Annotated in this window: 13 protein-coding genes; 6 read left to right on the top strand and 7 right to left on the bottom strand. The window is 73.6% G+C overall.

Going from position 1 to position 14,011, the window contains the following annotated elements; genetic code table 11:
• The first annotated feature begins 289 nt into the window (after nucleotides 1-289).
• Nucleotides 290-2,767 (top strand): sensor histidine kinase, encoded by a 2,478-nt coding sequence (locus BM242_RS30610; protein ID WP_093841228.1) that lies wholly within the window; start codon nucleotides 290-292, stop codon nucleotides 2,765-2,767.
• Nucleotides 2,764-3,285 carry a roadblock/LC7 domain-containing protein gene (locus tag BM242_RS25135; protein ID WP_425443929.1) on the top strand — a complete coding sequence of 174 codons (522 nt, stop codon included), beginning with the start codon at nucleotides 2,764-2,766 and terminating at the stop codon, nucleotides 3,283-3,285. Before BM242_RS30610 ends, BM242_RS25135 begins: the two co-directional genes overlap by 4 nt.
• Before the next feature lie 87 nt (nucleotides 3,286-3,372).
• On the opposite strand, the gene BM242_RS25130 is transcribed toward BM242_RS25135, so the two are convergent.
• Both BM242_RS25130 and BM242_RS25125 read right to left on the bottom strand, forming a co-directional pair.
• Entirely contained in the window at nucleotides 3,373-3,561 is a 189-nt protein-coding gene (locus tag BM242_RS25130; RefSeq protein WP_425443928.1) for a DUF397 domain-containing protein, read from the bottom strand.
• Nucleotides 3,545-4,390 (bottom strand): helix-turn-helix domain-containing protein, encoded by an 846-nt coding sequence (locus BM242_RS25125; protein WP_175541570.1) that lies wholly within the window; start codon nucleotides 4,388-4,390, stop codon nucleotides 3,545-3,547. Before BM242_RS25125 ends, BM242_RS25130 begins: the two co-directional genes overlap by 17 nt.
• A gap of 303 nt (nucleotides 4,391-4,693) precedes the next feature.
• Here BM242_RS25125 and BM242_RS25120 point away from each other — a divergent pair, with 303 nt between their 5' ends.
• Together BM242_RS25120 and BM242_RS25115 are read left to right on the top strand one after the other, a co-directional pair.
• A complete protein-coding gene (locus tag BM242_RS25120; protein ID WP_093841224.1) occupies nucleotides 4,694-5,023 on the top strand; it encodes a hypothetical protein in 330 nt (109 codons plus the stop codon).
• A 172-nt stretch (nucleotides 5,024-5,195) separates the two neighbouring features.
• Complete coding sequence (locus BM242_RS25115; protein WP_139238442.1) at nucleotides 5,196-5,513, top strand: hypothetical protein; 318 nt, start codon at nucleotides 5,196-5,198, stop codon at nucleotides 5,511-5,513.
• Nucleotides 5,514-5,584: 71 nt separating this feature from the next.
• Here the strand turns inward: BM242_RS25115 and BM242_RS25110 are convergent, their stop codons facing one another.
• The 3 genes from BM242_RS25110 to BM242_RS25100 form a co-directional block, all read right to left on the bottom strand.
• Nucleotides 5,585-5,851, bottom strand: a complete 267-nt coding sequence (locus BM242_RS25110; protein WP_093841222.1) for a hypothetical protein — start codon at nucleotides 5,849-5,851, stop codon at nucleotides 5,585-5,587.
• A gap of 19 nt (nucleotides 5,852-5,870) precedes the next feature.
• Nucleotides 5,871-6,608 carry a TetR/AcrR family transcriptional regulator gene (locus BM242_RS25105; RefSeq protein ID WP_093841221.1) on the bottom strand — a complete coding sequence of 246 codons (738 nt, stop codon included), beginning with the start codon at nucleotides 6,606-6,608 and terminating at the stop codon, nucleotides 5,871-5,873.
• Nucleotides 6,609-6,772: 164 nt separating this feature from the next.
• The gene (locus BM242_RS25100) at nucleotides 6,773-7,717 is read right to left on the bottom strand and encodes an AurF N-oxygenase family protein (RefSeq protein ID WP_093841220.1); all 945 of its coding nucleotides are present in this window, start codon (nucleotides 7,715-7,717) and stop codon (nucleotides 6,773-6,775) included.
• Nucleotides 7,718-7,995: 278 nt separating this feature from the next.
• On the opposite strand from BM242_RS25100, the gene BM242_RS25095 reads away from it, so the two are divergent.
• A complete protein-coding gene (locus tag BM242_RS25095) occupies nucleotides 7,996-9,489 on the top strand; it encodes a cellulase family glycosylhydrolase (protein WP_093841219.1) in 1,494 nt (497 codons plus the stop codon).
• Nucleotides 9,490-9,633: 144 nt separating this feature from the next.
• Here BM242_RS25095 and BM242_RS25090 read toward each other — a convergent pair whose 3' ends face one another.
• Both BM242_RS25090 and BM242_RS25085 read right to left on the bottom strand, forming a co-directional pair.
• Nucleotides 9,634-11,607: a sensor histidine kinase gene (locus BM242_RS25090; RefSeq protein ID WP_093841218.1), complete on the bottom strand. Its 1,974-nt coding sequence runs from the start codon at nucleotides 11,605-11,607 to the stop codon at nucleotides 9,634-9,636.
• A 324-nt stretch (nucleotides 11,608-11,931) separates the two neighbouring features.
• Nucleotides 11,932-12,795: an aldo/keto reductase gene (locus tag BM242_RS25085; protein ID WP_093841217.1), complete on the bottom strand. Its 864-nt coding sequence runs from the start codon at nucleotides 12,793-12,795 to the stop codon at nucleotides 11,932-11,934.
• Between the two features lie 184 nt (nucleotides 12,796-12,979).
• On the opposite strand from BM242_RS25085, the gene BM242_RS25080 reads away from it, so the two are divergent.
• A complete protein-coding gene (locus BM242_RS25080) occupies nucleotides 12,980-13,861 on the top strand; it encodes a LysR family transcriptional regulator (RefSeq protein ID WP_093841216.1) in 882 nt (293 codons plus the stop codon).
• The last annotated feature ends 150 nt before the right edge of the window (nucleotides 13,862-14,011 follow it).

Genomic DNA, 14,011 nt, shown 5'->3' with positions numbered 1-14,011 from the left:
GCCCGGACGGCCCCTCCCGCCCTTGTGAGCTGGGAGGTTCGCCGGGACGGGCCGGGCCGCCGGGCCCGGCCGGGACAGAATGTGAGCACAGGTGCCCAAGACCACACGGCCGGATTCGGCGCCCGAACCGACGGACTCTTCACCGGCTGCGGCGAACGCGGCAGGAACCGCCGGAACGGCCGGAACCACGGGGACATCCGCGGCGCCCGCCGCCGGAGAAGCCGCCGGCGGACCGCCCGCCGCCGCCCGGGGCCGGCGTTCCTCGGTACGCAGCCGCCTGGTCCTCAGCGTGGCCCTGACCTCGCTGGCCGTGACCGCCGTCGGCGCCCCCACGGTCTACTCCGCCGCCCGCAGTCTGATGGGCGCTCAGCAACTGGTGGAGGACGCCGAACTCGCCGAGCGCGCGGTCTCCCTGGCGCACGCCCTGGCCGAGGAACGCGACACCCTGGTGATCGCCCTCGCCGGGCCGTCCCCCGACCCGGCCGCGGCCCTGGACCCGTCCGTCCGGTCACGCTCGGACCGCCGCGTCGACGAACTCCGCGCGGACGCCCCCGCCCCGCTGCTGCGCCGGCTGGAAACGCTGGCCGACACCCGTGAGCAGGCGCTCTCCGGCGATGCCGGGCCCCTGGCGGTGCATGACGCCTACTCCCTGATCATCACGCAGCTCGACGCGGTGACCCGCTCGGTGAGCCGGGAACGGCCGGAGCGGGCCGCGGACCCGGTCTCCGGCGCCCTGCCCGACCTGGCCCGCGCCGTGGACGCCTCGGCCGCCACCCGCGGCCTGCTGGCCGCCGCGCTGCTGCTCGGCGGCGACCAGCCGGAGCTGGTGCAGGGCGCCCAGCGGGCCCGGGCCCGGGAGGAGGCGGCGCTGGCCGACTTCGCCACCACCGGCGGGGCACGCGGCCAGGACGTCTACGACACCACGGTCACCGGCCCGGAGGCCGCCGCCGCCGCCGGATACCTCCAGGCGTTCACCGCCGCGCCGGGCGCGGCACCCGCCGCGGAGCTGCGGGAGGCGGGCGCCGAGCAGGTCGCCGCGGCGCTCGCGGCCCGCACCGAACTCCAGCGCGGGGTACTGGCCTCACTGGTCGGCCGGCAGACCGAGAACCTGCGGGAGCTGCGGGCGGACGATCTGACCGCGCTCCAGCTCCGGGTGGCGCTGGTGGCGGCGGCGGTGCTGCTGGCGGCCGGCATCAGCGTGGCCACCGCGCGCTCGCTGACCCGGCCGCTGGCCGTGGTGCGGCTGGGCACCCGCCGGGTGGCCTCCGACCCGGCCGGCCAGGAACCGGTCCGCTACATCGGCCGGAACGACGAGTTCGCCGAGGTGATCGCGGCCGTCAACGCCCTGCACGCGCGGGCGGTGACGCTGCAGCGGGAGGCCGGCGAGGCCACCGCCGACCGCGGCGACCTGCACGAGGAACACCACCGGCTGACCGCCGAGCGGCAGCGGCTGCTGACCGAGCAGCAGGAACTGTCCCGCCGGCTGGCCGCCCTGCACGGCGCGGTGCACGGCACCTTCGCGCACCACGCGGACCGCATCCTGGCCCTGGCGGCGGAGCAACTGGCGGTGCTGGAGCGGCTGGAGCAGCACGAGACCGACCCGGACCATCTGGCCACCCTGTTCTCCCTGGACCATCTGGCCGCCCGGGTGCGGCGGCACGGCGAGAATCTGCTGCTGCTGGCCGGAGCCGAGCGGCCCGCGCCCCCGGACCGGCCGCTGCCGCTGGTGGACGTGCTGCGGGCGGCGGTGAGCGAGATAGAACGCTACGAGCTGGTCGAGATAGACCAGCCGGTGCCGGAGCTGCTGATCGAGGGCTTCGCGGTCCGGGACATCAGCCATCTGCTGGCCGAACTGCTGGACAACGCCACCGCCTTCTCCCCGCCGCATGCCCGGGTCGGACTGGCCGGCCGGACCCGGCCGGACGGCGGGGCCGCGCTGCTGGTGACGGACGAGGGCATCGGCATGACCGGCGCCCGGCTGGCCGAGCTGAACGAACGCCTGGCCGAACCGGGCGACATCCCGCCGCCGGGCGCGGACGGCGACCCGGGCATCGGCATGGGGATGTACACGGTGGCGCGGCTGGTCGCCCGGCACGGGCTGCACGTCTCGCTGCGGCTGCGGGCGGAGGGCGGCATCGCCGCCGAGGTGATCCTCCCCCCGGCGCTCGTCCTGGCGACCGATCCGGAAGCGCAAGACCCGGCCGCCGTCGCCGCCGTCGCCGCCGTTCCGGCCGAGCCGGCCGACACCCTCTGGACCACCGGCGCCGCCCCCGCCACCCCCGCAACCGGCCCTGCGGACGCCGCCCCGGCCCCGTGGCCGCCGCCGGGTGCCGGGATCGACGCCCCGGTGATGCCGGACCTGCCGTCGCCGCCGGATGCCGCCCCGGCCGGGCCGGACCCGCTGCCGGTGCCGGATGCCGGGATCGACGCCGCCGCGGAGCCGGCGGGCGGGAGCGATCCCGGTGGGGCCGCGACCTCGGACCCGGGGCCGCGGTGGCCGGCGGAGGAGCCGGCCGAGCCGGTCGCCGAACCCGTGGCCGGGCCGGTCGCCGAGCCCGCCGTGGAACATGACCGTGCGCCGGCCGAGCCGTTGGCGGAATGGGACGGGCAGGACCCGGCCCCGCCCCCGGCCACCGCCCCGGCGGCGCCGCACATCCCGGTCCGGCAGCGGGACCGGGCGGCGCTGCGGGCGCAGCTGGAAGGCTTCACCCGCGGGGCCCGCGCGGGAGAGCGGGCCGCCGCCGCGGAGGAGGAGGCGCAGCCGTGACCACTCAGCCCCCCGTCCTTTCCGAGCCCGCCGCCGGCCGTCCGGCGCCGGGCACCGGCGAACTGCGCCGCCTGCTCACCCGGCTGGTGGCCGAGGTCCCGGGGCTGCGGTCGGTGGCCGTGGTCTCCGCCGACGGCCTGCCGCTGCTCTCCTCCGCGCCGCAGCGGCCCACCGCCGCCCCCCGCCCCCGCTCACCCCGCGAGGCGACCGCCGATCTGGCCACCGTGGTCGCGGGCCTGGCCAGCCTCACCCTGGGCGCGGCCCGGATGATGGAGGCCGGCCGGGTCCGGCAGACCCTGGTGGCCATGGAATCCGGCTGCCTGCTGGTGATGGGCATCAGCGACGGCTCACTCCTCGGCGTGCACACCGACCCCGACGCCGACATGTCTCTCGTGACCTACCACATGGCCCTGTTCGTCGGCCGCGCCGGTCACCTGCTCACCCCCGGGCTCCGCGCCCGCCTCCGGGACGACGCCGCCGAGCGGCGCCGACCGCGCGAGACCAACCGCCTGGGCTGAGACGATCGTCGCGCGGGAACCCGGCATCGACGAGCGGTGCGTTGTGCGCCACCGGCCCCCGTGCCGGGTGTGGTGGCGCCACGGGGCTCAGTCCTTGGAGAAGTTGACGAAAGCTTGCCAGGACGCGGCCGGGATTATCAGGTGCGCCGCATCAGGGGCCTTGCTGTCACGCACGGGCACGGCTCCGGGACTGTCGTCACGGACCTCAAGGCAGGCTCCGTTCTCCGAGCCGCTGTAGGACGATTTGCGCCACAGGGCTTCACTCACTGGCTTCATCGGCATATTCCTTGAGGTACTTGGTAATGAGTGCGTTGGATTCCTCCGCCGAAAGCGCCTGGGACTGCACTGTCTCAAACAGCTCCTCGTACTCCACCACGATCCGGGGAGTCTCGATCGCCTGGCCGGTGCGGAAGCTTTCCACCAGAGCCACGGTACCGCCGTCCGCAAGGTCCAGCAGTACGAGGCTACCGCCCTGCATCCCGTGAACGCGTGCGCCGAAGGGCAACACGGCCACCTTGATGCGAGGTTGATTCTGATAAGAGAGAATCGCGCGCAATTGTGCCGCCATGACCTTGTTTGAGCTGGCAGGCCGGGCAAGTGCCGACTCGTCCACAACGGCTCGGTAGAAAGGCGGATCGGCTTTTTCGAATACCCTGGAGTGCCGCCTGATCCGCTCGGTGACTTTCTCCTCGATCTCCTCGTCCGAGTCGCGTGGGAGGCCCTTGCGGAACAAGTCCCGGGCATAGTCCTCGGTCTGCAACAACCCCGGGATGACGCTGCTGGTGAAGACCCGGATACGCTCGGCCTTCGTCTCCTGGCTCACGATCTCCCGGGCGCCGGGCTCGATCAGCAGTTTGCGGGCCATCTCCAGGAGGGCGACGAATTCGCCGTGCGTGCCGAGGTGTTTGTCCAGGGCTTCGGCGACGCCGTCGGTCAGGGTTCGTTTTCCGGTCTCGATCGCGGACAGGTACGGCTGCGGGTAGCCGATGAAGCGGGCCAGCGCTCCCTGGCTCAGGCCGCGTGCCTCGCGGTGTTCGATGATCCGCCGCACGATCATCTCTCTCGGCCCCAACTGTGACTTGTCGACGTGCTGGGCATCAGCCACGGGTGCGCCCCTTTCGCGCCTTCGCGCACGTGGTTCGAGAACCACACCAACCTGTCCGAGCCCAAGGTGCACCAACTGCCGCTGCATCACCGGCTGTTCGCACAGAAATACCCATCGCGAATGCGTTCGAATCCCTTACTGGTGACCACCGACCGGGCGTGGGAGGGGGCCGCCGTCTCCCGGGGCTGGTCAGAACAGTTCATGCGGTCTGGGCGAAAGGCGCCTTCCGGGATGCTGCCGGGACGCGGGCTGCCGTAGAAGTGACCGTGGTGAACGGGCCGATCTCTCCAGACGGGACAGCAGATGACCGACCGGACCACAACGCACCCGGGCGACGGCGACGGCGACGGCAGCGGGGCCGCCGGGCCGCCGGACACGGCGGCCCTGGTGGCCGTGCTCAACCAGCGGCTCGGCTACTTCCGCATCTCACCTCACCAGGTCACCGCGACCGGCTGTGCGGAAGGCGCGCCGCTGATCATCCTGCCGCCGCTGAGCCGGGAAGGGGCGGCGCTGCTCTCGGCGGCGCTGTCGCTGGCCGCGCAGCGGGTGGGCGTCAGCCGGCGCCTGCTCGACGCACTCGCCGCGCATCCGCTGGACGACGAGGAGGGCGACGGCCGGGAGAGCGGGGCATGACGTGCGCTGTCCGCACACGGGAGAACTGGCCACCGACCTCCTGACCGGTAACCGGCACTGCCGGAACTGCGGTGCCCTGATCTACCAGGCGTCCGCCGTCGCCGCCATGTCCGGAGGCGGCCCTGGCCCTGACCCTGGCGCTGCCGCCCCGCCCCCGGAATGTGTCCGCCCAGTGAGCGGTGCCACGCGTACGGTGCTGCTGGTGACCGGTGACGAGCACCTGGCCGTACCGGTCTGGAGGGAGCTCACCACTGCCCTGGCCACTCGCGCGGATGTCTATCTGACCACCCACGCCTATCCGGCGCGGCAGCTCTCCCGCCTCGGCCGCCGGGTCGTCGTCATCCAGCTCCGCGCCGACGCCTGCTGGGTGCGTGAGTCCGTCGCCCGGCCCGGAGGCGGCTGGACCGACCAGTCCGGACTGGAATGCGCGCCGCCGGACGTGGTCCGTCTGGCGCTCGGCCTGATGGCCGCCGACCGGCCGTCGGCGTGACCGGCCCCGGCAGGCCACGCCGGTGGTGCGGGTCGTGGACCGCCAAGGGCGTGAAGGAGCGGGGACCGCGGTCAGCGGTCGCGCTCCGGACGGGAGGGGCGGGACCAGGGCCAGCGGGGGCGGAAGGGCTCGGCGTCCGGGGCGTGGACATAGCGCCAGCCGCGCGGGAGCCGCAGCCGCCGGGTGTGGGCGCGCGGCTCCAGCCGGTAGATGTGCACCCGGTCGCCCGGTACCGGCACCCGGTACATCCTGGGCGGCCGGCCGGTCATCCCGGTGAGCACGTCCAGCACCCGGCCGTCCAGCGGACCGCCGGAGAAGATGACGGGCTCGGTACGCACGGCGTCCGCCCCCGCCCGCTCAGGAGGCGGCCGGCGGCGCCGCCGCCAGCAGCGGTGCCAGACCGTCCACCAGCCGCCGCACCCGGCCGTCCGGGGTCTCCAGACCGGTCAGCCGCTCCAGCACCGCCGCGGTCTCCCGGTCATGGGTGGCGGTGACCGCCAGCAGCGACACGCAGTGATCCACCAGCCAGTCGCGCAACTGCCCGGCGGGCGGCTGACGGCCGTCGTCCAGCCAGATCAGCGAGGCCGCCTCCACCGCGGTGATCCAGGTGCGCACCGCCATCAGCAGCCGCGGGCCGGGGTCGGACGCCCGCAGATGGTGCAGGATCTGCCCGGCCGCGGCCCGCCGCACCTGGTCCACGATGGCCGAGGTGCGGGAGGTCTCCACCACGCTGCCGCCCTTGAGCAGCGCGGTGAAGCCCTCCCGGTGCTCGGTGACGAAGGCCAGATAGCGGTCCAGCACCCGGGCCAGCCGCTCGGTCGGCGGGCCCTGTGCCGGCTCGGCGAAGCAGAGCGTGAGATCCTCGGCGGCCCCGCGCAGCGCCGCCTCGTAGAGCTGCTGCTTGCCGCCGGGGAAGTAGCGGTAGACCAGCGGGCGGGAGACCCCGGCCGCCTGCGCCACGTCGTCCAGCGAGACATCCTCCGGCGGCCGGTGGGCGAAGAGCCGCTGGGCGGTGGTGATGAGCTGCCCGCGGCGCTCGGCCACGCTCAGCCTGCGGTACGCGGGTCCGGTCGGTGGCGCGGGACGGCTGTTCATGACCCGAAGGGTAACTCTGCCCGGCCCGGCCGCCGCCGGTCCGCGCCGGGCGCACGAGCGGTGCGCTCACGTCCCGCGGTCCGGGCGCGCCGCGAGCGGCCGTGACCTGCCGTGACCGGCGGCGCCTGCCCCGGGCGGCGGAGCGGCGGGGCCGCGGGCGGGGCTCAGGCGAGCAGGCCGGACTGGCGCCACATGCGGCGGCCCAGGCCGGTGAGCACGCCGATCTCGTCCAGGAACTCGGTCAGGCGGCGGGCGCCGGTCTGCATCACCTCGCGCCGGTGCTCGCTGGCCCGCACCTGGCGCACCGCCTCCCTGCGGTCCAGCCCGATGTCGGAGTAGACCCGCGGATTCACAAAGGCGACCGAGAACACCCGGGCGAACTCCCCGGAGTACAGCCGGGTCAGCTCCCGTTCCCAGCGCGGCGCGGTCAGCATCTGGCGGCGCAGCTCCTCGCGCGCGTACCGGACGTGCCGGGCCTCCTCCACGACATGGATACGCGTCACCCCGCGCAGCAGCGGCTGCACCCGCTCGTCCGGGAAGGTGAGCCGCTGCATCCAGTCCAGCACCTCCTCGCCCAGCAGGGTGGCGCAGAACGAGCCGGGGGTGGTGGAGAAGGTCTTGAAGAACCTGGCCAGGTTCTGGTGCGTGCGGGAGACCGGGTAGACCTCGACACCGGCCTTGCCGATCGCACGGGCGAACATCATGGAGTGGCGGCACTCGTCGGCGATCTCGGTGAGCGCGTACCGCACATGGCTGCTGGTGTAGGGCTTGTCGTAGATGTGCCGCACCAGCAACTGGATCAGTATCAGCTCGAACCAGATGCCCAGCGAGGCCAGGGCGGCGGCCTCGTGGCGGGAGAGGTCGATCCGCTGTTCCTCGGACATCTCGTACCACAGCGGGGTGTCGTAGAGCGAGAGCAGTTCCGGGGGCCAGAACCATTTGCCGTCCTCGAAGGGGGCGTCCCAGTCCAGTTCCCGGTCCGGGTCGAAGGAGTGCTTCGCCGAGGAGGCCAGCAGCCGCTCGGCCACCCGCTCGCGTCCCCTGAGGGCGCCCAGGCGGTCCCGGAGGGACTCCAGGGCGAGATCTTCCCGTTCCGGTGCGGTGGACATGGGTTCACTCCTTGGTGCGCCGAGGACTGCCGCTGCTCCGCCTTATGAGACTACGTGTCAGTAACATCGTCAATCCCTCGCGCAGCACGCACCGGGCCGCCCCGGGCCGTCCGACGATCGTCGGGCGGGCCGTCGCTTAACGCAACTAAACCGGTTCATCTTATTGACATGGCAGTGTCAGCACTGACTTGATTTCTCTTGCGGGAGCGCTCCCATGCCCTGCCTCCCACAGAAGAACCCGGAGCTTTGGACGAGGCTCCTTTGAGGAGACGTGTCATATGAAACGTCAGCGTCGCACGAAGGTCTGGGCCAGGATCGGCCTCGCGCTCAGCGGGGCCGCCGCCATCCTGGCCGGGCTGTTCGTCGCCGTTCCGCTCACCGCCACCGCCGCGCCGGTCGGGCTGCAGATCAGCAACGGCAAGGTGGTGGAGAGCAACGGCAACGAGTTCATCATGCGCGGCGTGAACCACGCCCACACCTGGTACACCTCGCAGACCCAGTCGTTCGCCGATATCAAGCAGCTCGGCGCCAACACCGTGCGGGTGGTGCTGAGCAACGGCACCCGGTGGACCCGCAACGACGCCGCCGATGTCGCCAATGTCATCGGCCTGTGCAAGGAAAACCGCCTGATCTGCGTGCTGGAGGTGCACGACACCACCGGTTACGGCGAGGAGGGTGCCGCCGCCACCCTGGACCAGGCCGCCGACTACTGGATCAGCCTCAAGAGCGTGCTGGACGGCGAAGAGGACTACGTCGTCATCAACATCGGCAACGAGCCGTTCGGCAACAGCGGCTACGAGCAGTGGACGAGCCACACCGGCGCCGCCATCACCAAGCTGCGCGACGCCGGCTTCAACCACATGATCATGGTGGACGCGCCCAACTGGGGCCAGGACTGGACGGGCACCATGCGCGACAACGCGCAGACGGTGTTCAACGCCGACCCGGACCGCAACACGCTGTTCTCCATCCACATGTACGGCGTGTACGAGCAGGCGTCCACCATCGACTCCTATCTGACCACCTTCCGCAATGCCGGACTCCCCATCGCCATCGGCGAGTTCGGCCATGACCACTCGGACGGCAACCCGGACGAGGACGCCATTCTGCGGCTGGCCGAGCAGTACGGCATCGGCTACCTGGGCTGGTCCTGGAGCGGCAACAGCGGCGGTGTCGAGTACCTGGACATGGTCACCAACTTCGACGCCGACCAGCTCACCTCCTGGGGCCAGCGCCTGTTCAACGGCGCCAACGGCATCGCGCAGACCGCCGAAGAGGCGACCATCTACGGCGGTGGCGGCACCAACGGCGGGACCACGGACGGCGGGACCACGGACGGCGGCACGACCGATGGCGGCACCACGGACGGTGGCACGACGGACGGCGGGACCACCGACGGCGGCACGACCGACGGCGGCACGACCGACGGCGGTACCACCGGCGGCAACGGTGACATCTCCTGCGCCGTGACCTACCGCAAGGTCGGCGAGTGGCCCGGCGGCTTCCAGGGCGAAGTGGTGGTCAGCAACACCGGCTCCGCCGCGATCAGCGGCTGGACCCTGGAGTGGGACTTCCCCAACGGCCAGACCATCAGCAACATGTGGGGCGGCCGGCCGTCGCAGAGCGGCGCCTCCGTCACCGTCACCCCGGAGTCCTGGACCAGCACCATTGCCGCGGGCTCCGCGGTGACCATCGGCTTCATCGGTAGCTGGAACGGCAGCAACGGCAGCCCGGCCGCGTTCACCCTCAACGACACCGCCTGCGGAAGCTGAGCGCCGAGCCGACGACCCGGCCCGACCGCACCACACCGCATCGCGCCGCATCGCGCCATGCCGGCCGCCGCCCCCGCGCGGCGGCCGGCACTGCGGCACTGCGGCGCTGCGGCAATCCGGCGGCCCCGCGGCCGGCCGGCCCGGCTATGCCGCGCCCGCCGGCACCCGCGGCCGGCGGGCGCCGCGCGCCTCCGGCTCCGGCGCCAGCAGCCTCGGCGGCAGCGCCACGAACGCCGTGATCCCCGCGCCCCGGTGCACCGGTCCCTGCGCGGTCGGCGCCTCCGTGTGCCGGAGTTCCACCTGGGCGCCCAGCCGGGCCGCCAGCCGCCCCACCACATAGTGGCCCAGCGCCCGGGCCGGGGCGTCCAGGAAGCTTTCCCGCCCCGACAGCCGGCCGTTGGCCCGGGCCAGTTCGGGCCCGGTCATGCCAGTGCCCCGGTCCACCACCGCCAGGCAGTACTCGCCGCCGTCCCGCCACCCGTACACCTCGACGGCCCGGTCGGCGGGGGTGGCGGTGAGCGCGTTCTCGATCAGCTCGGCCAGCAGATGGGACAGCTCGGCCACCGCGCTGCCCTGGATGCGGCAAGGATCGGTCTCGGCCACCGTCACCCGGCGGTAGTCCTCCACCTCCGAGATGGCCGACCGCACCACATCGGTCACCGGGATGGTGCCCTTCCACAGGGCGGGCGGCCCCTCCTCGCCGGTGAGGATCAGCAGCGAGTCGGCGTTGCGCCGCATCCGGGTGGCCAGATGGTCCAGCTCGAACAGCCCGGCCAGCGCGTCCGGGTCCATCTCCTGGCTCTCCAGCGCGGTGATGAGCTGGAGCTGCCGCTTGAGCAGCCGCTGATTGCGCCGGCCCAGACCGGACAGCGACTCGGTGCTGTTGCGCCGCAGCGCCGCCTGTTCCGCGGCCAGCTCGACCGCTGCCAGCTCCACCTTGTGCAGGGCCGCGGCCAGCCGGGAGATCTCCTCGGCGCCGCCGCCGCTTCCGCCGCCGTCCGGCTCCGGCGCGGGCCGGGCCGCCGGCCGTCCGCCCCGGGTGCCGTCCGGGTCGGCGGTGCCGTCCTGCACCGCGCGCACGGTCTCCGGCAGCCGCCGGGCGGCGACCTCGTGCGCCTGCCGGGCCAGGGCGCCCAGCGGCCGGGTGATGGAGCGGGAGGAGACCCAGGCCAGCGCCGCGGCCAGGGCGGCGATCAGCACGCCCAGCGCGAGGAAGCCGCCGAGCTGCGCGGTGGCCACCGAGGAGACCTCGCCGGCCCGGGTCCGGAGGTCGGAGCCGATGCCCTGCTGCACCCGGTGCAGATCGTCCACCAGCACGGTCATGTCGGCCCACCAGCCGGCCGGCTCGACGCCCAGGGGGCGGCCGTCGGCGCCGTGCCGGGCGATGTCCTCGTATCCGGCCGCGCGTTCGGCCTCCGCGCCGGCGAAGGCGGTCTCCAGCCCGGACCGCTGGGCGTCGGTGGCGTGCCGGGCGAAGACCGCGAGGGCGGCCATCCGGGCCGCCCGCACCTCGGAGAAGACCGTGTACTCGCCCTCGGCGAAGGAGCCGGCGGCGAACACGCCGTTCATGAAGCCCCGCTCCAGGGCGACCGACTCGGTGGCGTCCACCACGGCCGTCAGGGCGGCCAGCCCGTCGGCGAGGGCGGTATCGCCCCGGGGATCGACCAGCTCCACCGCGTTGAGCGCGGTGATGGCCTCGGTGTAGAAGTCCAGCGCGGTGGTGCGGTCCAGGGACCGCTGGTCCGCATCGGCCCGGACCGCGGCCAGCCGGTTGAGCTTGCCCAGCGCGCCGTCCACGGCGGGGTCGCTGCCGTCGAGCGCGTCGCGGGCCTCGTCCACCCGGCGCCGGGTGTCCGCCAGCGGGCTGCGGTAGTCCTCGGCGCCGCCCAGCAGCCCGCTGGTCAGGCCCCGTTCGCGCTGCAACTGACGGACCAGTTCCTGCACGTCGAGTGTGAGCTCCACGCGCTCCGCCGTATCCCGGGCGCCCCACCAGTCGGCGGCCCGGTCGGCCACGCCGGCGCCCGTGAGCGCCAGCAGCAGACACGTCGGAACGGCCAGCACCACGGCCACCCGCCCCCGGATCGTGCCCCAGAAGGGCACCTGCTTCAGCTTCCCCATACGGGACGACGGTAGAAATCGCCGCCGGAGCAAGCGATTTCCCGCCCGTAAGACGTGAGTTGCACCTCCCTCAGCGGGTTCGCCGGGGCTCCGGGCGCACCCCGCCACACTCGCGTAACACCCATGGGGGAGCAGCCGCCCGCCCGGCCGCCGGCCCGGCGCGGCCCCTGCTGAGCCGCGCCGGATGTGCCGCTCGGGGGGGGTGCCGCGCCGGATGTGCCACCCCGGATGTGCCACCCCGGGCCGGGCCGCTGGGCATCCGGCCCGGGATGGTGTCCGTGTCCGGCGGTGCCGCCGCCCGCCGCCCGCCGCTGCCGCAGGAGGTCAGGCGGTGGCGGCGGTCAGCCGGTCGAGCTGCTCCGGGGACAGCTCCAGGTCCGCCGCCGCGGCGGAGTCGCGGATGGTCTCCGGCCGGCTGGACCCGGGGATCGGCACCACCACCGGGGCGAGCGAGAGCATCCAGGCCAGGCACACCCGCTGCGGGCTGACGTCCAGTTCCTCGGCCACGCTGAGAAAGGCCAGGTGCCGGGAGCCCAGCGCGGCGGCGTTGCCGATGCCGCCCAGCGGGCTCCAGGGCAGGAAGGCGATGCCCAGCTCGGCGCACAGGTCCAGCTCCGGGCGGCTGGAGAGAAAGGCGGGGGAGAACTGGTTCTGCACGCTCACCAGGCGTCCGCCCAGCACCTGCTGGGCCAGCCGGATCTGCTCCGGGTTGGCATTGGAGACGCCGGCCTGCACGATCTTGCCCTCGTCCAGCAGCTCCGCCAGCGCGCCCACCGACTCGGCGTACGGCACCCGCGGGTCCGGGCGGTGGAACTGGTAGAGCCCGATGGCCTCGACCCCCAGCCGCTTCAGCGAGGCCTCGCAGGCCCGCTTGAGATGCTCCGGCCGGCCGTCGATCGTCCAGGAGCCGTCGCCCGGGCGCAGATGGCCGCCCTTGGTGGCCACCAGCACCTCCCGGCCCGCGCCGTGGCCGGCCAGCGCCTTGGCGACCAGGGACTCGTTGTGGCCCACCTCGTCGGCACCGATGTGATAGGCGTCCGCGGTGTCGATCAGGGTGACGCCGGCGTCCAGCGCGGCATGGACGGTCGCGATCGACCGCTCCTCGTCCGGCCGGCCCTCGATCGACATGGGCATGGCGCCCAGTCCCATGGCCCCGACCTCGACGGATCCGATGCGGCGAGTGTGCATGTCCGAACAGCCCTTCCCGCGCGCGGGCCGTGGCCCGGCGGCTGAGTGCGATGGGGACCGGCGGCGGAGGTCCCGCGCGGATGGCGGGCGCGGGACCGGTGCCGGGCTCTTTCAGCCTGGCCCGGTGTTCACCGGCTGTCCAATAGAAGAAACCGCACGCACTCATCGGTTAACCTTCTGAATCGTGGAACTGCGCCATCTGGAGTACTTCGTCGCCGTGGCCGAGGAGCGCCACTTCACCCGGGCCGCCGACCGGCTCCTGGTCTCGCAGTCCGCGCTCTCCGCCTCCGTGCGCGCCCTGGAGCGCGAGCTGGGCGCCCGGCTCTTTCTGCGCAACACCCGCAGCGTGGCGCTGACCGAGGCCGGCCGGGCGCTGCTGGACGAGGCCCGCCGCACCCTGGCCGGGGTGCGCGCCGCCCGGGACGCGGTGGCGGCGGTGCGCGGGCTGCTGCGCGGCACCCTGGCCATCGGCACCGAGCAGTGCATCGGCGGGGTGGACGTCTCCCGGCTGCTGGCCCGGTTCCACGAACTGCATCCGGGCGTGGAGATACGGCTGCGGCAGGCCGGCTCCCAGCCGCTGGCCGAGGAGGTGGCGGCCGGGCGGCTGGATCTGGCCTTTGTGGCGCTCTGCGGCCAGCCGCCGCCCGGCGGTGTCTCCCTGATGCCGCTGGCCGACGAGCCGATGGTGCTGCTCTGCCGCCCCGACCATCCGCTGGGCGCGCGGGAACGCGTCACCTGGCAGGACCTGGGGGACCGCACCTTTGTCGACTTCGCCCCGGACTGGGGGGCGCGCACCCTCTCCGACCGGGCCTTCGCCGAGGCCGGGGTGCGGCGCCAGGTCGCCCTGGAGGTCAATGATGTGCACACCCTGCTCGGACTGATCGGGCACGGCCTGGGCATCGCGCTGGTCCCGGAGCACATCACCCGCAAGCCGGACGCCGGGGTGCTGTCGGCGATACCGTTCGCCGGGGCCGGCGCCCCGCGCTGGACGGCCTCGGTGGCCACCCCCGCCCCGGACCGCACCGCGCCCGCCGCCCAGCGCTTCCTCACCCTGCTGCGGTCCTGACTCCACCGCCCGTCACCGGCGCAAGCCCCCCCCACAGCATCCGGCCACCGGTCACGCGTCACGCGTCACGCGTCACGCGTCACGCGTCACGCGTCCGAGAAGAGAAAGAGAGACCGACCGGATGTACGAGGTGGGCTGATCCGGCGCCGG

The organism is Streptomyces aidingensis (genome assembly GCF_900112355.1).
GTDB lineage: Bacteria > Actinomycetota > Actinomycetes > Streptomycetales > Streptomycetaceae > Streptomyces > Streptomyces aidingensis.
Note: the sequence above shows the minus strand (reverse complement) of the source record. Positions and strands in the feature narration are given on the sequence as shown.